This is a genomic window from Gammaproteobacteria bacterium (assembly GCA_022340215.1).
GTDB lineage: Bacteria > Pseudomonadota > Gammaproteobacteria > JAJDOJ01 > JAJDOJ01 > JAJDOJ01.
Map to the genome: position 1 here is coordinate 1 of JAJDOJ010000255.1, position 18,666 is coordinate 18,666.

The 18,666-nt window shown below is 62.0% G+C and carries 18 protein-coding genes and 1 pseudogene; 11 read left to right on the plus strand and 8 right to left on the minus strand.

Annotation, left to right across the window (positions count from 1 at the left end; translation table 11 throughout):
* Positions 1 to 121 precede the first annotated feature (121 nt).
* Complete coding sequence (locus LJE91_17425) at positions 122 to 418, plus strand: hypothetical protein (protein ID MCG6870443.1); 297 nt, start codon at positions 122 to 124, stop codon at positions 416 to 418.
* A 291-nt stretch (positions 419 to 709) separates the two neighbouring features.
* Here LJE91_17425 and LJE91_17430 read toward each other — a convergent pair whose 3' ends face one another.
* The 8 genes from LJE91_17430 to LJE91_17465 all read right to left on the minus strand — a co-directional run bounded on the left by LJE91_17430 (position 710) and on the right by LJE91_17465 (position 7,819).
* Positions 710 to 946 (minus strand): hypothetical protein, encoded by a 237-nt coding sequence (locus LJE91_17430; GenBank protein MCG6870444.1) that lies wholly within the window; start codon positions 944 to 946, stop codon positions 710 to 712.
* A 308-nt stretch (positions 947 to 1,254) separates the two neighbouring features.
* A complete protein-coding gene (locus LJE91_17435) occupies positions 1,255 to 1,593 on the minus strand; it encodes a hypothetical protein (protein ID MCG6870445.1) in 339 nt (112 codons plus the stop codon).
* 17 nt (positions 1,594 to 1,610) lie between these two features.
* The gene (locus LJE91_17440; protein ID MCG6870446.1) at positions 1,611 to 2,465 is read right to left on the minus strand and encodes a transposase; all 855 of its coding nucleotides are present in this window, start codon (positions 2,463 to 2,465) and stop codon (positions 1,611 to 1,613) included.
* Between the two features lie 254 nt (positions 2,466 to 2,719).
* Positions 2,720 to 3,202, minus strand: a complete 483-nt coding sequence (locus LJE91_17445) for a hydrogenase maturation protease (protein MCG6870447.1) — start codon at positions 3,200 to 3,202, stop codon at positions 2,720 to 2,722.
* Positions 3,193 to 4,680: a Ni/Fe hydrogenase subunit alpha gene (locus LJE91_17450; protein ID MCG6870448.1), complete on the minus strand. Its 1,488-nt coding sequence runs from the start codon at positions 4,678 to 4,680 to the stop codon at positions 3,193 to 3,195. Before LJE91_17450 ends, LJE91_17445 begins: the two co-directional genes overlap by 10 nt.
* Positions 4,681 to 4,698: 18 nt before the next feature.
* Positions 4,699 to 5,250 carry an NADP oxidoreductase gene (locus LJE91_17455; protein MCG6870449.1) on the minus strand — a complete coding sequence of 184 codons (552 nt, stop codon included), beginning with the start codon at positions 5,248 to 5,250 and terminating at the stop codon, positions 4,699 to 4,701.
* Entirely contained in the window at positions 5,247 to 5,984 is a 738-nt protein-coding gene (locus LJE91_17460) for a (2Fe-2S)-binding protein (protein ID MCG6870450.1), read from the minus strand. Before LJE91_17460 ends, LJE91_17455 begins: the two co-directional genes overlap by 4 nt.
* An 11-nt stretch (positions 5,985 to 5,995) precedes the next feature.
* Positions 5,996 to 7,819, minus strand: coding sequence for an NAD(P)H-dependent oxidoreductase subunit E (locus LJE91_17465; protein ID MCG6870451.1), 1,824 nt, complete (start codon positions 7,817 to 7,819; stop codon positions 5,996 to 5,998).
* 783 nt (positions 7,820 to 8,602) lie between these two features.
* Here LJE91_17465 and LJE91_17470 point away from each other — a divergent pair.
* From LJE91_17470 to LJE91_17515, 10 genes and pseudogenes are all read left to right on the plus strand, one after another.
* Entirely contained in the window at positions 8,603 to 9,490 is an 888-nt protein-coding gene (locus tag LJE91_17470) for an ABC transporter substrate-binding protein (protein MCG6870452.1), read from the plus strand.
* 19 nt (positions 9,491 to 9,509) lie between these two features.
* Positions 9,510 to 10,013: an NUDIX domain-containing protein gene (locus tag LJE91_17475; protein ID MCG6870453.1), complete on the plus strand. Its 504-nt coding sequence runs from the start codon at positions 9,510 to 9,512 to the stop codon at positions 10,011 to 10,013.
* 28 nt (positions 10,014 to 10,041) lie between these two features.
* A complete protein-coding gene (locus tag LJE91_17480; protein MCG6870454.1) occupies positions 10,042 to 11,943 on the plus strand; it encodes an ATP-binding cassette domain-containing protein in 1,902 nt (633 codons plus the stop codon).
* 445 nt (positions 11,944 to 12,388) lie between these two features.
* On the plus strand, positions 12,389 to 13,750 hold the full coding sequence (locus LJE91_17485; GenBank protein ID MCG6870455.1) for an extracellular solute-binding protein: 1,362 nt from the start codon (positions 12,389 to 12,391) through the stop codon (positions 13,748 to 13,750).
* A 52-nt stretch (positions 13,751 to 13,802) separates the two neighbouring features.
* Positions 13,803 to 15,530 (plus strand): iron ABC transporter permease, encoded by a 1,728-nt coding sequence (locus tag LJE91_17490; GenBank protein ID MCG6870456.1) that lies wholly within the window; start codon positions 13,803 to 13,805, stop codon positions 15,528 to 15,530.
* Positions 15,531 to 15,538: 8 nt separating this feature from the next.
* Positions 15,539 to 16,657, plus strand: coding sequence for an ABC transporter ATP-binding protein (locus LJE91_17495; protein MCG6870457.1), 1,119 nt, complete (start codon positions 15,539 to 15,541; stop codon positions 16,655 to 16,657).
* 171 nt (positions 16,658 to 16,828) lie between these two features.
* Positions 16,829 to 17,638: a M48 family metallopeptidase gene (locus LJE91_17500; GenBank protein MCG6870458.1), complete on the plus strand. Its 810-nt coding sequence runs from the start codon at positions 16,829 to 16,831 to the stop codon at positions 17,636 to 17,638.
* A 167-nt stretch (positions 17,639 to 17,805) separates the two neighbouring features.
* Positions 17,806 to 18,111 carry a hypothetical protein gene (locus LJE91_17505; protein ID MCG6870459.1) on the plus strand — a complete coding sequence of 102 codons (306 nt, stop codon included), beginning with the start codon at positions 17,806 to 17,808 and terminating at the stop codon, positions 18,109 to 18,111.
* Between the two features lie 160 nt (positions 18,112 to 18,271).
* Positions 18,272 to 18,379: pseudogene (locus LJE91_17510) on the plus strand (transposase).
* Between the two features lie 37 nt (positions 18,380 to 18,416).
* Positions 18,417 to 18,666: transposase (locus LJE91_17515; GenBank protein MCG6870460.1), on the plus strand; the 250-nt coding region annotated here is incomplete at its 3' end.

The following is an 18,666-nucleotide window of genomic DNA, read 5'->3' on the forward strand; positions in this document are numbered from 1 at the left end:
TACCAGATCGCGCCGGATTTTCGTTCGTCATCAAGGCGCGACAACAGGCGCATAGTCGAACTATGTCACTGTTGTCGCAACACAGAGGACGGACGAAAAGACAAGCAGGGTGGTATGTCATTTGACAGAAATCGCCTTAGCAGATGTCTGCGGCCCGATCCCGATTGGCTGGCTGATAGACAAGTCCCCATTAATGGCTGCGACTCGCGGCGCGAACCCGAAAGAAGCCGGGCCGCATCAACACAGCATCAGGGCAAATGCCCAGGAAGAACTCCGCGGAACGACCGTTTGGAACGGCCCTGGAGAAGGGGAAGCAGCCAGACGTTCAGGCTCGGCGAAGAAGATCCGATTTCAGATTCAATACAAACAGAAACGGCCGCGCGACCGTTCAGGTTCGCGCGGCCAGCTGGCCTACTAGGGGCGCTTGGGAGTCGTGTAGGGAACTTCTTTCTGGAAAGACTCCCAAATGGTTTCGTAACCCACAAACCCCTTTTCATTCGCCTCTTTCTGTCGGGTCTTCAGATAACGGGTTTCACCCTCAGGCACTTTCGGCCGTGTCTTCGGTGCATCACTCATAAGCCACCTTCTCTTCTGTGTAAAAAAACGGGAGGACTTCAATCGATGTCAGCCCCTCCCACTTGGCTGACAAAAATAGGAAAACGAGGAACTCGTTGTCGAATAAACGATTCCGTCGCGAGGAACGGAGGCATCACAAGTAGAGGACGCCATCTCGTCGTTCCAGCCGATTATCATTCTCGCCCATCGAGGCACGCGGCCGGGCCTCGACAAGGATTGTTCGCATTAGTTCGTCATCCGCAATTTCGGGGTACAGCCCATAAAAGCGAAGCACCTCCATGGCGTAAGGCTTGGCCGCCCGCTCCAGGCGTCGCCGGTCCTCGTCCAGGTCGTGCAGCATCAGCAAGCGTTGGGAATAGGCTTTGATCATTGGTCCGACGAGTCTGCTAATCGTCTCTTCACGTCAAGTAACCGGGAGTTATCCGTTGCCGAATGGATCATCAGAAAGCCACATTCGAGATGAGCAGGCCGGCACCTCCCCCTGCTGAATCTCCGGGACGCTGAAGATGTCCGCCATTCATACGAGGAGGGCCCGGTCCCTTGGTGAACCTTTCAAGGCTTAGAGGACGGAAAATAAAGATTCAAGCGTATCCTCACCAAGGAGTCGCCGCAATATCCTGATGGAGGCACCTGCCGCTTGCACATCAACTGCGCCGGTGATCTTGTCCATCCCAACTGCTAGTTGTGCTTGTAGCTGGGCTTGCTGGGCATTTCGAGCATCTCCGAGACCTCGAGCGTGCCGCCAATATCGAGGAACGGGCAGGACTTGGCCGCCGCCAGCGCCTCACCCAGGGACGGCATGGAGATGATGCTGAGACCTGACATAGCCGCGGTACTACCCTCCTCTGAGCTTCGGTCAGGATGCACCGTGTGCGTATCCTTGAAGGGTACAGCCGGGCTGACCACGGCACTGCCAAGGGAGGCCAACCACTCCTGATACTTGGCGAAATGTTTCTGACCCTCTTCCGGGCTGGCGGGGTACGTGCCTCCGAGGTAGACAAAAATGTACTTCGGCATGCTGATCAAGCCAGGGGTCAGGTCTTGTCTCTTGCTTTTCCAGTCAGATTCACAATTCTACTGATCCTTGAATAATGCAGGCCAACATGCTCTCCAATCTCTCGCAGATTGTAGCCCCCGCTTTTGAAGGCTTCTATAATCGCAGTATCGCGAACTCGGTGTTTCTCGAAGTACCAAGTCAACGGTCGGGACACCGGGCGTCGCTGCGCCTTGGGGAATTCACTCAAGCGCCGGTCTGCGTCCATTTTGCGCTGCATCGCATCCACAAACGCATCTGATCCCAGATAGATCTGATTCTTGAGCCCATTCCAGGGGGAAGGCTGATTCTTTCCGCCGGTGACAAACCGTCTGTACGCGGTCTGAGCCTCTTGCTTGCGTTCAGCGAAAGCGGCCAGTATCCAGTCGATTTCCAGCCAATTGGGCACCGCGGTCATTCCTGCCGTAGCCCGATAGTTGCTCCAGGGCCAATCCCTTACCGCGCGTACCATGCCGGCGCGAACGGGATTGAGAACGATGTAGCGAGACAACTCCAACAGATAGGCGTCTTTTTGTACCAAGATGGCTTTGTATCGACCTTGATAGACGTGGCCTACCCGATTATGGGTCCGGTTGAACCGTTGGGTATAGACGCCGTTCAGTTGACGCATGCCTTTGGAGAGGTTGCCATTGGGAGTTTCGACAAGGAGATGCCAATGGTTCCCCATTTGACAGTAGGCGTGAACAAGCCAGTTGAAGCGCTCGCAGGCTCGTTCCAGGACCTCCAACCAGAGTTCCCGATCGTCATCGTCCAAGAATATGTCGTCTCGCTCGTTCCCACAGGACGTGACGTGGTAAAGGGCCCCAGCAAACTCTATACGTAGGGGTCTAGCCATGGAGGCAGTCTAATTGAGCCTTAGTCATTAGTCACGGGACAAGACCCCGTTGCCCTTGAGTAGCAAACCAAGACACGACCCCATCTTCCCCTAACGACCCGAAAACCGCTAGCGCCTGATAGCATTACCGTCAAACGCTGGCATGCGAGGCAGCCAGACCTGACTGAGACCTTCGGAAGACGTGGTGAGCTGGCTTAATTAATCGATCCCTCCCTTCAAGACAGCTCGGCTGAAGTTACATTGACGGACGTACGTCAAGACTGGAGTTGCCCCGAACCTGAGGTCAGCCTCGAGATCAGCATCCGCAGCGCGTCCTCCAGATTCTCCCCTGCCTTCTCGCTCAGCGGCGCGCCGAGCTCGAAGCCGTAGCCCCGGATGGCGAGGACGTACGCGGCCGGCTGTCGCGCCTCGGTGACCCGCTGCAAGGCGTCCAAGACGGCAGCCGGGGAGAGTGCATGGGTGCTTGTACTGGCGTCCGCCGCCGGAGTAACCGGTGCAAAGCTGAAGGGTTCGGGGCCGGAGACCGCGGCATCGATGAAGATCACCTCATCGCGACCGACGAGATCTAGGGCGTGTTCGACCTGTAGCTGGAAATCGGTGAACAGCTCGGTGTCGGGGAGATCCAACCCCTCGAGTCGTTCGATGGCGAATGGCCCGATCGCGTCGTCTCCGCGGCTCGGATTGCCGATGCCGATGAGCAGGACCGGTGCGGCGGCGGGTTCGATGCTCAGGGACACGAACGGCGTTGCTGCGAGTCCTCGACCAGCACGTCGATGCGCTGACCCTCGGCGTCGAACAGCTCGACGTGCAGCGGCATCTTGCCGAGCGCGTGCGTGGCGCAGGACAGACAGGGATCGAAAGCCCTGATCGCGACCTCGATGTGGTTCAGGAGGCCCTCGGTCAGCTTGCGGCCGTCGAGATAGCGGCTCGCGACGTGGCGGATCGCCTCGTTCATCGCCTGGTTGTTGTGCGTCGTCGAGACGATGAGGTTGGCGCGGATCACCTGGTCGTCGTCGTTCACACGGTAATGGTGGATCAGTGTGCCGCGCGGCGCCTCGATGACGCCCACGCCGCGCCGGTGGCGTTCGCCGGAGACGACCAGATCACCGCCCAGGATTTCGTCGTGGTGCAGCAGGTCCTTGATCGACTCCGCCGCGAACAGCATCTCGATCATCCGCGCCCAGTGATAGGCCAGTGTCGCGTGCACCGGCTGGCCACCGCCGAAGTCGACAAACTCGCGCCGTTCGGCCTCGGCCAGCGGGGTGGGTATATGGTCGCAGTTCTGTACCCGGGCGAGCGGTCCCACCTTGTACCATCCCGCGTCCACACCGAGCGAACGGATGTAGGGGAACTTCATGTAGGACCAGGTCTTGACGTCCTCGGTGAGGTAGTCCCAGTAACGGCTGTAGTCCACCTTGTCGAAGATGAGCTCGCCGGTGTCGTCGCGGGCCCGCAGCACGCCGTGATAGAGATCCATGCTGCCGTCCGGCGCGACCAGGCTCATCAGGTTGGAACGGAACGCGCCGAAACTGTTGTACAGGCCGATGTTGGACAGGTGCAGGCGTTTGGCCAGTTGCACGGCCGCACGGCACCAGGCGACGACCTGGTAGACGTCCTTCAGCAGTTGGTCGCGTTCCTCTGCAGTCACCGCCTTGTTGACGCCGCCCGGAATCGCCCCGGTCCCGTGCACCCGCTTGCCGGCGGTGACACGGATGACCTCCTGGCCGAAACGGCGCAGCAGCACGCCCTGCCTGGCGATATCGGGATGCTCGGTGGCCACGCCGACGATGTTGCGCCGTGCGACGTCGGAGTCGAATCCGAACAACAGATCGGGCGAGGACAGGTGAAAGAAATGCAGGGCGTGCGACTGCAGGATCTGGCCGTAATGCATGAGCCGGCGCACCTTGTCCGCGGTGGGCGTCAGGTGATCCGCGCCGACCACCTGATCGAGCGCCTTCGCCGCCGCCAGGTGGTGACTGACCGGACAGATGCCACACAGCCGCTGCACCATGACCGGGATCTCCCAGTAGGGCCGGCCCTCGATGAACTTCTCGAAACCGCGAAACTCGACGATATGCAGCCGCGCCTGCTTGACGTGATCGTCGCTGTCGAGCAGGAGCGAGACCTTACCGTGGCCCTCCACGCGGGAAACTGGCTCGATGACCACACGTTCCAGGCGTTCGGGATTAGCGGCGGTTTCGAGATCGGGTTTCATGGACGGTACTCCGGGTGCTCAGTCGTACTGGATCAGGCCGTGGCCGAGATGCGGCGTGCGCCCCGCCAGCAGGTCGGTGAGAAACTTCCATATCGCGTCCGCAGTGGGCGGGCAGCCAGGCAGGAAATAGTCGATCTTCACTACCTCGTGCAGCGGGTGCACCTTGTCGAGCAGCAGCGGCAACTCGGGATCATTGGGGATGCCCCCCTTTGCCAGGCTGACCTCGGTGACATAGACCTCCTGCAGGCAGGCGCCGAGATCCAGATGATTGCGCTGCGCCGGTAATCCACCGTTCACGGCGCAGGCGCCCATTGCGATCAGGATCTTGCAGTTACTACGGAACTCGTGCAGGACATGGAAGTTTTCTTCGTTGCAGATCCCGCCCTCGATGAGCCCGACATCGCAGGGACCGCAATGCTTGATGTCGTTCAGCGGCGTGCGATCGAACTCGATGTGCTCGAGCAGCTCGAACAACCGCTCGTCGATATCGAGCAACGACATATGGCATCCGAAACAGCCCGCCAGGGACGCGGTCGCGACTCGAAGCTTGGGCTGCGCTGCATCGCTCATGTCGAATCCTCGTGCCTGACGGTGGTATGACGTGGCGTGTCTTCCAGAACCTGCTCGCTGACCGGTTTCCGGTCGAAGCGCCGTTCGCCGATGGGGACCACAAAACCGCGGCGCTTGCGCAGGATCACACCGACCGGACACACGTCCATGGCCTTGTCGGTGACAGCGATATCGGTATCTGCCAGGCGACGGGATTCCGCGTTGACGATGAGGTGCTTGGTGATACCCCGTCCGGATAGCGCAAACACGTTCTTGCCATCGACCTCCGCCGAAGCGCGCACGCATAGCTCACAAAGGATGCAGCGATTGAAATCGAGCAGGATCTCGGGATGCGAGGCATCGACCGCCCGGTTCGGGAACAGGTAGTCGAGCTCGGCAGACTTGATGTCAAGCTCGTAGGCCACGCCCTGCAGCAGGCAGTTGCCGCTCTGTTCGCAGGACGGGCAGAAATGATTCCCCTCGATGAACAGCATCTGGACCAGCGTCCGGCGCTCCGCATCGAGAGCGTCGGTCCGCGTCGCCACTACCATCCCGGCCTGTGCCGGCATGGTGCACGAGGACGCCGTGCGCCCGTTTACCTCCACGATGCAGACCTTGCAGCTACCGTGCGGCTTGAATTCCGGATGATAACACAGATAGGGAATATAGTGACCGGCGGCAAGCGCGGCCTGCATCACCGTCTGCCCGGACTCGAAGGGCACCTCCTCCCCGTCGAGCAGAAAGGTTGCGGGCAAATGTTCCTCTTTCAACTGTCGGCTCCTGAGTGTTCACCGGACTCGGCGCGTCCGGCGATTGTCCTTGCCCGCTCCAGCGCCCCGTCCAGATCAAAGGCGGGTTCGTATTCGAGCGACTCGAGACGCCGCTCGTAGGTCGGTCGAAATCGCTTGATGGTGTCGAGCAGCGGGTTGCAGGCCGTGCTGCCGAGGCCGCAATGGCTGGCGGACTCCAGCAACTGGCTCAAGCGGAAGATCTGGTTCAGCTCGTACTGGGAGCCCTTTCCCCGGTGAATCTTGTCCATGATGTTACGCAGCAGCGTGGTTCCGACCCTGCAGGGCGTACAGAAGCCGCAGCTTTCGTGCGCGAAGAAGTGGGTGAAGTTGCGGGCCACCTCGAAAATATCCCGCGTCTCGTCGAACACCATGAAGGCCCCAGCGGTCGGCAAGTCCTCGAAGGCGATACGGCGCCCGAACTCGGTCGAATCGATGCAGGTGCCCGAGGGACCGCTGATCTGAACCGCCTGGGTCCGCTCCGCCCCGCAATCCTCCAGGACCTGACCGACCTCGACTCCGAACGGGTACTCGTAGATGCCCGGACGCGCGCAGTCGCCGGAGACCGACAGGATCTTGGTCCCCGCGGACATGGCCGTTCCGATATTGCGATACCACTCACCGCCGCGCAGTGCGATCAACGCCGCCGCGCAGAAGGTTTCGACGTTGTTGACCGTGGTGGGCTGCTGCAGGTAACCATGCGTCACCGGATAGGGAGGACGATTGCGGGGAACGCCCCGCTTGCCCTCCAGGGATTCGATGAGAGCGGATTCCTCGCCGCACACGTAGGCCCCGGCCCCGAGATGTATCTCGATATCGAACCCGAACCCGGGGTGCCCGCAGATCTGTCCACCCAGGAGACCCGCCGCGCGCCGGCGCGCCAGTACGTCCTCAAGGGGCGAGAGCAGATGCCGGTACTCCCCGCGCAGGTAGAGAAAGCCCTTGCGCGCGCCCGTGACATAGGCGCAGACGGTCATGCCTTCGAACAGCAGGTCCGCATGTCGCGTCAGAAGCACCCGGTCCTTGAATGTTCCCGGCTCGCCCTCGTCGGCATTACAGACGACGTAGCGCATCTCGCCCGGCGCGCGCCGGCACGCCTCCCACTTGAACCCGGCGGAGTAACCCGCCCCGCCCCGGCCGCGCAGATTGGAGTGTTTGATGGCCTCGAGCATCGCCCTGGGAGCGGAATCGGAGTCCGCGGTTTGTCCGTCACGCAGCGTGGGCGTGATCGCCGCACGGATGGCCTCACCCGGCTCGAGACTGGAACCGAGGACGATGTCGCTGCGGTGAATGTTGTCCTCGATCCGGAACAGCTCGGACGGCCAATCCTCGACCACGGTACGGGACCGGATCAATTCGACGATCTCGTCGATCCGGTCCCGTGTCATTCGGGGTACCGCCCACCCGTTCACCAGGATCGCCGGACCCTGATCGCACATGCCGGTGCACGAGGTGGTGTCTGCCAGGACCAGGCCGTCCTCGGAGGCCTTGCCCTGTTCCAGCCACAGACTCTCGCAGAAACGGTCGAGCAATGCGAGATTGCCCGCCATGCGGTCGGTGATATTGTCCGAGAACAATACCCGGTAGCGGCCGGCGCGTTCGAGATGCAGGAAGCTGTAGAAGCCGGCCACGCCTTCGACACGGGCGCGCGGCAATCCGAGCAGACGCGCCAGATGACTCAGTGTCAAAGGCGGCAGCCAGCCCTCGATTTCCTGGGCCTCGCGCAGGATCTGCAGTAACGCGGTCGGATCGCGCCCCCAGCGATCCGCGATGGAGTCCAGTTTTGTGCTGTTTTGTTTCACTCGTGTTCCAGACTGGTGCGTGATGGCGTCCTTCGGTCGGCACTCACGGTGGTATCGACCGTGACGCGGTAGTCACCCAGCTCACCAGCGGCCCGACCGGGGCCAAGCTCACCAGGAGGTGGTATTACAATAGAGCACATGTCCCCAAATGCAACCTCACCCCTGTTCCCTGGGAGGAGGTTGGCTTGGATCTCGTCCCGATACGGCCCCGCACATTAAAAAATGTCAATGCAAGTACCATGCCCGATCTGAGTGACTTGCTGTTCCTCCACCCTCTCGCCGGTGGCCATGCCATTTGGAGCGCATGATGGCCTCGCGCGTCGCCCTGAGACCGAAATCGAAGACCCCAGACTCGCGGTCCCGCAGCGCGGGCACAATCGCCGCGCGGATGTCCTTCCACGGCTCGAAACTGTAACCGAGGACGATGTCGATACGGTGAATGTTGTCCGAAAAGAGTATCCGTTAGGCGATTGCCGGAAAATGACATACCAGATCGCGCCGGATTTTCGTTCGTCGTCAAGACGCGACAACAGGCGCATAGTCGAACTATGTCACTAGTTGTCGCAACACAGATGACGGACGACAAAGACAAGCAGGAGGGTATGTCATTTGACAGAAATCGCCTAAGTCACTCAAACCTCAGATCAACGCCAGGCCTGTCCCCAGAATTGACCTGGCTCTCCTCGAAGCTACTCGATCATACCCACAATTCCGCGCCCGGGTGAATTTGAGGCGGGACTGCACTACAGTGTCACTGGGAAAAACACCTGCCTCACCGGAAATATGGCCCGAATCCACATCATGGCGTTGCGCCATTCCGCCTTCTATACGCCGCTGTTGCTGACCATCGGCGGCGGGTACCTGGAGGACGAGGGGCTCGAACCACACTACGAGGCGGCAAAAGCCGGAGACGACGTGCCCAGGGGCATCCAGTCCGGCACGGTCCACGTCGCGCAATCCGCCGTCGCGACCAGCTTCGCGGAACTCGAGCGGAGCGAACGCCCCGACGTCGTCCACTTCGCCCAGATCAACGAGCGGGACGGCTTCTTCATCGTGGCCAGGGAAGCGGATCCGCGGTTCACCTGGGACAAGCTGGCCGGCGCCGAGGTCCTGGTCGACCATTTCTTCCAGCCACTGGCGATGATCCGTTTCGGGCTCGACCGGATGGGTGTCGACTATCGCGAGATCCGCGCGGTCGACGCCGGCGGTGTCGACAATATCGACCGGGCGTTTCGCTCGGGCAGCGGCGAGTACGTCCATCTGCAGGGACCCGCGGCCCAGCAACTGGAAAAGGATGGCCTCGGATACGTCGTGGCGGCCGTGGGAGACGCGGTCGGAGCGGTCGCGTTCAGCAGCCTGTGCGCATCGCGCGAGTGGCTTACGAGCAACATGTCGCGGGCCTTCCTGCGCGCCTACCGCAAGGCGCGCAGCCATGCGACGAGCACGCCCGCGGAGGAAATCGCCGGCCTGCTCGCGGATTTCTTCCCGGCCATCGATGCGGACGTCCTGCGCGACACCGTCGCCGCCTACCAGCGACTTGGTTGCTGGACACCGGGAATCGATATCACCCGCGGCGCCTACGAACGGTTGCTCGATGTCTTCCGGTTCAGCGGCCTGATTACGAGGCGTCACCCCTACGAGGCGTGCATCGCGCCGGTCCCGGCCACCTGAACGCCTGGTAAAGGATCCCATGCAAGAAGAGCTGTTGAGTGTGGTCGACGAACATGACCGGGTGGTGGGCCACCGCGAACGCGGCGAGGTGCACCGCCTGGGGCTGCGTCACCGCGCCGTGCACGTCATGGTGTTCAACCGAAGGGGCGAGTTATTTCTGCAGAAACGCTCCCTGAGCAAATCCGAGAACCCCGGACTCTGGGACAGTTCCGCTGCGGGCCACGTCGACCACGGGGAGGACTACGATGCCTGTGTGCTGCGCGAGGTCGCCGAAGAACTCGGGGTGGCGCTGGACGAGGCGCCCAAAGCCTTGTTCCGGATCGATTCGAGCCCCATGACGGGGATGGAGTTCATCTGGGTCTATCGCGCCGTTCATGACGGTCCGTTCACGCTCGACCGAGACGAGATCGACGACGGGCGATGGATCGAACCTCAGGCCCTGGACGCCTGGATCAGCGATGGCGCCGAGAGTCTGACACCACCCCTGGTCTACATCTGGCAACGCATGCGCGGTGGCGCATGAGCGAGTTGCCTCAGGCACCGTTTCTGGGATGCTGACGCTCGATCGCCTCGCCCTGCGTCGAGGGCCTCGGCTGCTGATCGAGGACGCGGCCCTCACGATCTACGCGGGCTACCGGACCGGCGTGACCGGCGCCAACGGTAGCGGCAAGTCCAGCCTGTTTTCCCTGGTCCTCGGAGAAATCCATGCCGACGCCGGCGATCTCCGCCTGCCCGAGGGACTGACGATCGCCCATGTCGCGCAGGAGACACCCTCGACCGACCGTCCCGCCATCGAGTATGTGATCGACGGGGACAACGAACTGCGCCGCATCCAATACGACCTCGAGTGTGCGGAGACCGATGGCGATGGCCATCGACAGGCCGAGCTTCACGCCTGGCTGGACGCCATCGACGGATACGCCGCCCGTTCCCGGGCCGCGAAGCTCATGCACGGCCTGGGATTCACCCCCGAGCAGGACGAGGTGCCACTGCGCACCCTCTCGGGCGGCTGGCGGATGCGGCTCAATCTCGCCCAGGCCCTGATGTGCCGCTCGGATCTGCTGCTGCTCGACGAGCCCACCAATCATCTGGATCTGGACGCGGTGATCTGGCTGGAAACGTGGCTCACAGCCTACCCGGGCACCCTGCTGCTCATCTCCCACGACCGGGATTTCCTCGATCGCGTCACCGACCACATCCTGCACATCGAGCAACAGCGCGCCACGCTCTACACCGGAAACTACTCGGACTTCGAGACCCAGCGCGCCGCCCGGCTGGCGACACAGCACGCGGCCTGGGAGAAACAGCAGCGCGAGGTCCGGCACATGCAGCAGTTCGTCGAACGCTTCCGGGCCAAGGCCACCAAAGCGCGCCAGGCGCAGAGCCGGTTGAAGGCCCTGGAGCGCATGGAACTGATCGCACCCGCGCACGTGGACTCGCCCTTCCATTTTTCGTTTTGCGCCCCCGAGCGGCTGGCCAGTCCGTTGTGCCGCATGGAAGACGTGTCGGCGGGTTACAATACGACCCCGGTGCTGAAAGGACTGCACCTCAATATCGCACCGGGACAACGGATCGGTCTGCTCGGCCACAACGGCGCGGGCAAATCCACCCTGATCAAGCTGCTCGCCCGGGAGATCGAACCGCTCGCGGGACGGCGCACGGATGCCCGCGACCTGCGCATCGGCTATTTCGCGCAGCACCAGCTCGACCAGCTGGATGCCAGCGCCAGCCCGCTGCTTCACCTGCACCGTCTCGACCCGAAGGCGAGCGAGCAGGCCCTGCTGAACTTCCTGGGCGGATTCGGTTTCCCCGGTGAACGGGCCGGCGAACCGGTCGCGCCGTTTTCCGGCGGCGAGAAGGCGAGACTGGTCCTGGCCCTGCTGGTCTACCAGCGCCCTGGCCTGCTGCTTCTGGACGAACCCACCAACCACCTCGACCTGGAGATGCGGCTGAGCCTGACGGTCGCCCTGCAGGACTTCGAGGGCGCGGTGGTGCTCGTGTCCCACGACCGGCACCTGCTGCGAACCGTCACCGACGAGCTCCTTCTGGTCAACGGCGGGCAGGTGCGACCGTTCGACGGCGACCTCGACGACTATCCCCGCTGGCTCGCCGAAGAGCGGCGCAGAATCGCGAGCCGCGGAGAAACGCCGGAGCAACGACCGGGGAACGGCGCGGTACGCCGCGGCAGGCGCAGGGAAGAGGCGGAACGGCGGCGGCAACTGGCCCCTTTACGCCGGGAAACCCGCCGCTTAGAGGCAGCGCTGGAATGTTTATCGGAAGCGAACAACCGCATAGAGCGGCGCCTCGCGGACCCAAAGATCTACGAAGACGCCGCCAAACCGGAGCTGGTCGAACTGCTCGAGTCCAGGGCCCGTCTGGCCATGGAACTGGCCCAGGCCGAGGCACAATGGCTCTCCGCCAGCGAGGCCCTCGAGGAAGCACAGGGGGAATGAATGCTTGATAAAAGAAATTCCTGATTACCGCTGATTCTCAGCCATCTTTCGATATCGAATCATCGGGTCCCGCCGCTCCTGCCAAGAGACATTCGGGTCAGTTCAGCAAGACCGTCGTCTGCGGCATGGATGCCGCGGTCGAGCCTACATGGACGTATTAACGGCGCGTCTTGCTGAACTGACCCGGATGTCGCCCCCTGACAACAAGAATCAATATTTCATCGAAGCTGAGTCTCAGGGGTAATCAGTAAGAAATTTGCGTTGCAGTCCCCGTGCCGGAACTCAGACCCGCATACGCAGTACAATCCGGGACTCGATCGGCTGCGGGATCTCGCGGCTGCCAAGCCTGGTTGGGTTCGTCACGAGGCCAACCTCATTGAGGTCGGCGTGAAACATGCGACCCGTCCTTCGTATCGACAAGAATCTGAACAGAGAGTCCAGTGCAATGAAAAGTCCAGCCCGCCTGCGGCAATTCATGACGATCCTTCTTGCGTTGCTCGCGCCGCTCGGTTCCGCCGGTACCAGTCACGCGATAGAGAACAAACTGGTGATCGTCACGTCATTTCCCAAAGACCTCACCACACCCTTCAAGGCCGCCTTTGAAAGCACACATCCAGGTACCACCGTGGAGGTCCTCAACAAGAACACCTCCGCAGGCGTGGTTTACCTGCGGGAAACCGCGGGGAACAACACCAGCGATCTGTTCTGGGTATCCGCGCCTGACGCCTTCGACGTCCTCAAGGACGGGGGGCTGCTCCAGAAATTCCAGCCCGATGCGAGCGGAATTCCGGACAGGATCGGCGAGTTCCCTATCAACGACCCCGATGGCTATTTTCACGGTTTTGCAGCCTCCGGGTACGGGATCATGTACAACACCCGCTACCTGAGGGCGATGAAACTGCCAGCGCCGCGAGAATGGCACGACCTGACCCAGCCCGTCTATTACGGGCATGTAGGCATGTCGTCCCCGTCACGCAGCGGCACGACCCACCTGACCGTCGAGGTCATCCTGCAGGGCGAAGGCTGGGACGAGGGCTGGGGTCTGATCAAGGAAATGGCCGGGAACTTCAAGACCATCACCGAGCGCAGCTTCGGTGTGCCGGACGGTGTCAACAGCGGCGAGTTCGGCATCGGTATCGTTATCGATTATTTCGCCTACACCTCGAAGGCCTCGGGCTTTCCCGTGGAATTCGTCTATCCGCAAGAGACGGCTCTGGTTCCGGCCAATGTGGGGGTGGTAAAGAACGCACCGCATCCCGAGGCCGCCGGTGCCTTCATCGATTTCCTGCTGTCGGACCAGGGTCAAGAGATCCTCTTCGACCCGAGCATCCAGCGCCTGCCGGTCAAGCCCGCGGTCTACGTCAAGGCGCCGCCGGGCCTGCCTGACCCGTTCAGGGAGGGCGCCATCGCGGCGAAGGTCCGTTTCGATGCGGGCCTGTCAAAGGCCCGATATCCGGTGATCAACGCCCTGTTCGACCAGATGATCACGTTTCGCGCCAACGACCTGCGTCGCGTGGTCAAGTCAATCCACGACGCTGAGCAGGCCCTGGCCGTTCGGCCCGACGCCGAGGCGCAGGCGCTCGTGACCGAGGCCCGCTCGCTGCTGGCAGCCACACCGGTCTCGGAGGCCGAGGCCGGCGATCCTGACTATGTGGCGATATTCGAGGCCGGGCGTCGGAAATCCTCGGATAGCGCCCAGCAACGCCAGGCGGAGATCGAGCGGCAATGGGACCGGTTCGTACGCGGAAACTACGAGGAGGCAAGGAAGCTGGCCGATAAGGCATTGTCGATGGCGCGGAAGAACTGACCCCGGTGACCGCCTCTATGGCGGAATCAGGCCCACCGTTTCTGCACAGCCTGTGAGGGATCTCATTCACCGCCATCGCGGGCCCATCTCCGCTGCTTTGCTGGTGGCGGCATTCCTGGCGTTGTTCCTCGTGGTTCCCGTCCTGAAGGTGGTAGCCGTCGCCTTTCAGGATCCTCACACCGGGGCCCTGACCCTGGTCAACTTCCAGGATTTCTTCGGTTCTGCGCTGTTTCGCGAGTCGTTCTGGAACTCCCTGTACGTGGCCGGCATGTCCGTGGTACTCGCCTCGATCCTCGCCCTGCCCCTGGCCTATTTCACCTCCCGGTTCGAATTCAAGGGCGCGATACTGATTCAGACCCTGGGGGTGCTACCGCTCATCATGCCTCCGTTCGTCAGTGCCGTGGCGATGCGGATGCTGTTCGGTTCGAACGGGAGCGTCAACCTGCTCCTGGATGCGCACCTGGGGTTCACCATCCCCTTCATGAAAGGACTCAACGGTGTCATTCTGATCGAGGGGATCCACTACTTTCCCTTCATACTGACCAATCTGTCCGCAAGCCTGGCGAATATCGACCGCTCGCTTGAGGAATCCGCCCAGAACCTGGGGGCGAGCGGTCTTCGCCTGTTCCGCCGCGTTGTCATCGCACTGGCGATGCCGGGCTTCGTCGCGGGCGCCGCACTGGTATTTCTCAAGTCGTTCGACGATCTCGGCACGCCGCTATTGCTGAACGTCAACAACATGCTCGCGCCGCAGGCCTATCTCCGGATCACCTCCATCGGTATCAATGATCCCATGGGGTACGTCATTGCCGTCATGCTGGTGTTGTTCTCCATCTTCTCGCTCTGGGTGTCCTTCCTGGCCATCAGGGGACGGGACTACAGCTCGGTGCAGAAAGGCGGTGGCGGCCTGTCACAGCGTACCCTGGGGCCCGGGGGACGGATCGGCGCCTATATCGTGATCGGACTGGTCATGAGCGTCGTGCTCGCCCCGCACGTCGGACTGCTGCTGCTATCCTTCGGGTCGGTCTGGTCTTTTGCGGTGCTGCCGGACGGATTCACACTGGACCACTATGCGCGAGTTTTCGAGAGCTCGTCGGGTTACATTACCAACACGATGTTGTATGCCGGGCTGGCGGCCGCCATCGATGTGGTGCTCGGCACCGCGATCGCCTACCTAGTCTGGCGCACCCGCCTGCCCGCCCGAAGCTGGCTCGACTATACCGCCACCGCGGCGGTGGCGGTGCCGGGCGTGGTGCTGGGAATCGGCTACCTGCGAACCTTCCATGGCTGGACCGTTCCCTTCGGTGATCAATCCCTGGCCTCGTGGTGGGTGATCCTCGTCATCGCCCTGTCGATCCGCCGTCTGCCCTACGCGTTGCGCGCATGCGTCGCGGCGCTACAGCAGGTGAGCGTCACGCTGGAGGAGGCGGCGGAGAATCTCGGTGCAACGAAACGACGCACGATCGGACGCGTTGTCATACCCCTCATGGCCGGGGGGATACTGGCGGGGTTCGTCACCAGTTTTGCCACCGCCTCGGTGGAACTCTCCACCACCCTGATGCTCGTCTCCCGGCAGTCGGACGCACCGCTGTCCTACGGGATCTACGTGTTCATGCAGTCGGCCGCCGGCCGGGGGCCGGGAGCGGCACTGGGTACACTGGCTGTCCTCATTGTCGGGTTGGGCACCTATGTCGCCCACAGGATGATTGCGCACGGGCATCACAAAAACACGGCCAGACCGAACCGAGCGTTCGTGCAGCCGCGTCGAACAACGAGATGAACGGGAAGATGAAAGAATCCGGTACTGCCGGTGTGACCCTGCGGCAGGTTGGGGTCGCCTACGACCACCACACGGTGGTCTCGGACATCGACCTGGAGGTATTGCCAGGCGAGTTCTTCACCTTCCTCGGGCCGTCCGGCTCGGGCAAGTCGACCCTGCTCAGGGCAATCGCCGGATTCGGACCACCACCGAGAGGGCGTATCCGGATCGGAAATCGCGACATCACGAACCTGCACCCCTGGAGGCGCGATGTCGGCATGGTGTTCCAGAACTATGCCCTGTGGCCTCATATGACGGTGCGAAAGAACGTCGCGTTCGGTCTGCAGGAACGCCGGCGGCCGGCTGCAGAGATCCGCAGCCGGGTCGACGCGGCCCTCGATCTGGTGGGCCTGAGCGAGTTCGCGCAACGCCGCCCGGGGCAGTTGTCCGGCGGGCAGCAGCAGCGCGTGGCCCTGGCGCGTACCGTCGTGATCGAACCCAGCGTGCTACTTCTCGACGAACCCCTGTCCAACCTGGATGCAAACCTTCGTATCCGCATGCGACAGGAGATCCGGGGCCTGCAGCAGCGCCTCGGGATTACCACCATCTACGTGACCCATGATCAGGAGGAGGCCAACACCGTGTCCGACCGCATTGCCGTGCTCAGGGATGGAAAACTCCAGCAGGTCGGATCGCCCATGTCGCTCTACGACCATCCGGAGAATTCCTTTGTGGCACAATTTCTCGGGGCGGCGAATCTGATTGCAGGCGAGATACGTCATAGCGGGGTCCGAGGGGTCTTCCGATCGGAATCCGGCTTGAACATACCGCTTCAGGAGGCAGCGCCGCGCGGCTGCGCGGTGGCACTGCTCCGGCCGCACAACCTGCGCATCGCGGCACGTGACACAACCCTGGCCGACCACGAGATTGAGTGGAACGGCGCGATCCGGAACCGTGAGTTCCTCGGTCATCTCGTTCGCTACCGGATCGACACCGGTGGACAGGACCTGCTCGTGGACGAAGAGCATGCCGTGGACGAACCACTGTACGCCCTCGGGACTCGAGTCCGCCTGGCGGTGGACGGCACGCAGATCCGCCTGCTTGGGCGCGGGCCCGGCAATGGACCTCCACGGATGGCGACATCATAGGATCGGACCGGGCCGTACACGCGGATCGCCCTGACCGGACTGGCATAGGATGCCAGCCGGGATCCCGGGAACTTGATCCGTCGGGACGTGGTCATGGATACTTATACACCTTCTGGGCTCGGCCTTTGGAGCCTGTTGCAGTAACACCCATCCGGACCGCAAGCCGTCATGATGTCCAAACCTTTTCTCTTCTTAGTCACCGCCCTCGTCATCACCGCCTGCGCTACCTCGCCCACCGGGCGTCGCCAGCTCATGCTGGTCTCCGAGGACAGCGCCATCGAGGCCTCCAAGTCCGCCTACGCGCAGACCATCCAGCCTTTCGCCCAGCAGGGCAAGCTGGACAACGATGCCGCGCTTAAGGCACGCGTCACCCGGATCACGGAGAAGCTTATCGCCCAGGCCATCATCATGCGCCCGGAAACAAAGGACTGGGACTGGAGCATGAAGATTCTCGACGACCCCGAGACGGTCAACGCCTGGTGCATGGCGGGCGGCAAGATGGCGGTCTACACCGGTCTGATCAACGAGATCCACCCCACCGACGACGAGCTGGCCCAGGTCATCGGCCACGAAATCGCGCACGCCCTGGCGAATCACCAAGCCGAAAAGATGTCCGTCTCCATGGCCTCGACGATCGGCGTGCTGGCCGTGGGTGTGGCCTCCGACCGGCCGGGTCTGGCGATGGGCGGGGCCGCGGCCGCGGCGGCACTGGCAGTGAAACTTCCCAACAGCCGTACGGCCGAGAGCGAAGCCGACCGCATCGGCATCGAACTGGCCGCCAGGGCCGGCTACGACCCGCGCGCCTCGGTGACGCTCTGGGAGAAGATGGGCAAGGCGGGCGGCAGCAGTCCACCCCAGTTCCTCAGCACCCACCCCGCCCCGGAGAACCGCAGCGAGGCCCTCGGCAAACTGATCCCCGAGATGATGCCCTACTACGAGGCGAAGGGGGAAAGGCCAATCTATCAATTGAAGTCAGGCTGAAGGCCGGCGGATCAACTCGTGTCTCACGGTTAGATTAAATACACGACGACCTTCACCAGCGAATCTCTATGGATAGCGATACGCCTCTCATCATAGGTTTTGACCTCCGTGCGTCATTCACTCGCCAGCCTCCGGGTCTGCAAAAATGCCCACGGTGCCAAGATCGCGTGAGTGCCACCAGCTTAGACGCGACTGAGGCCGGTGAATCGTTTCGACGCGATGAGCTCATCCCGGTCGTCATCACAAACTTACTCCGTTGCAAACGCTGTCAATGGTGGGCGATCAGGGAATATCGTGAAGACTGCGAAGCTCATGACTTTGTCGAGGAAGAAATCCTCATGATCAACCCCGACCTGCCGATAGCCGCGAACACCGCCCTGCCGACCTGGGAAACAGTCCTTAAGGATTTCTCCCGATATCGGAAAAATCTCCAGGTGATGGATTCTGCTTTTGCGAAGAGACTGGAGTGGTAACGGTTGTGGGAAGGAGCAGCAAAGGGGTCTGAACCTTTTTTAGGATATACCCCTAACGCTTCCGACCGTAGCCAGGAGTCTGTGCATGCCCCGCAAACGACGCTTCTTCCGTCCGGGCGTTCCCGTCCATGTCGTGCAACGGGGCAACCATTGACAGGCGGTGTTGTTTGACGACAACGACTACCGAGTCTACCTCGAGTGGTTAGGCAAGGCCGCAAGCGATCACGGTTGCTCGATCCACGCGTACATGTTGATGACGAATCACATCCATCTGCTGATGACGCCGCGCGAAGCGCAAGCGATCGGTGCCACGCTACAGGCACTCGGCAGACGGTTCGTACCCTTACATCGACCACAGCTACCAACGCACCGCAACCCTGTGGGAAGGCCGTTTCAAGGCGAACGCCATCCAAGAAGAGAGCTATTTGCCCGCCTGCTACCGCGATATCGAGCTCAATCCCCTACGCACCGCGATGGTCGATACCCACGAAGATTATCGCTGGTCCCGTTACCGCGCCAACGCCCTCGGCGAGCCCAATCCGTTGCTCTCTCCCC

What these genes read in the sequence shown, in the direction of transcription:
- LJE91_17430 (MCG6870444.1), bottom strand. Translation starts at nt 946, where the DNA reads ATGATCAAAGCCTATTCCCAACGCTTGCTGATGCTGCACGACCTGGAC.
- LJE91_17435 (MCG6870445.1), bottom strand. Translation starts at nt 1,593, where the DNA reads ATGCCGAAGTACATTTTTGTCTACCTCGGAGGCACGTACCCCGCCAGC.
- LJE91_17440 (MCG6870446.1), bottom strand. Translation starts at nt 2,465, where the DNA reads ATGGCTAGACCCCTACGTATAGAGTTTGCTGGGGCCCTTTACCACGTC.
- LJE91_17450 (MCG6870448.1), bottom strand. Translation starts at nt 4,680, where the DNA reads ATGAAACCCGATCTCGAAACCGCCGCTAATCCCGAACGCCTGGAACGT.
- LJE91_17455 (MCG6870449.1), bottom strand. Translation starts at nt 5,250, where the DNA reads ATGAGCGATGCAGCGCAGCCCAAGCTTCGAGTCGCGACCGCGTCCCTG.
- LJE91_17470 (MCG6870452.1), top strand. Translation starts at nt 8,603, where the DNA reads ATGGCCCGAATCCACATCATGGCGTTGCGCCATTCCGCCTTCTATACG.
- LJE91_17475 (MCG6870453.1), top strand. Translation starts at nt 9,510, where the DNA reads ATGCAAGAAGAGCTGTTGAGTGTGGTCGACGAACATGACCGGGTGGTG.
- LJE91_17480 (MCG6870454.1), top strand. Translation starts at nt 10,042, where the DNA reads ATGCTGACGCTCGATCGCCTCGCCCTGCGTCGAGGGCCTCGGCTGCTG.
- LJE91_17485 (MCG6870455.1), top strand. Translation starts at nt 12,389, where the DNA reads ATGAAAAGTCCAGCCCGCCTGCGGCAATTCATGACGATCCTTCTTGCG.
- LJE91_17495 (MCG6870457.1), top strand. Translation starts at nt 15,539, where the DNA reads ATGAAAGAATCCGGTACTGCCGGTGTGACCCTGCGGCAGGTTGGGGTC.
- LJE91_17500 (MCG6870458.1), top strand. Translation starts at nt 16,829, where the DNA reads ATGTCCAAACCTTTTCTCTTCTTAGTCACCGCCCTCGTCATCACCGCC.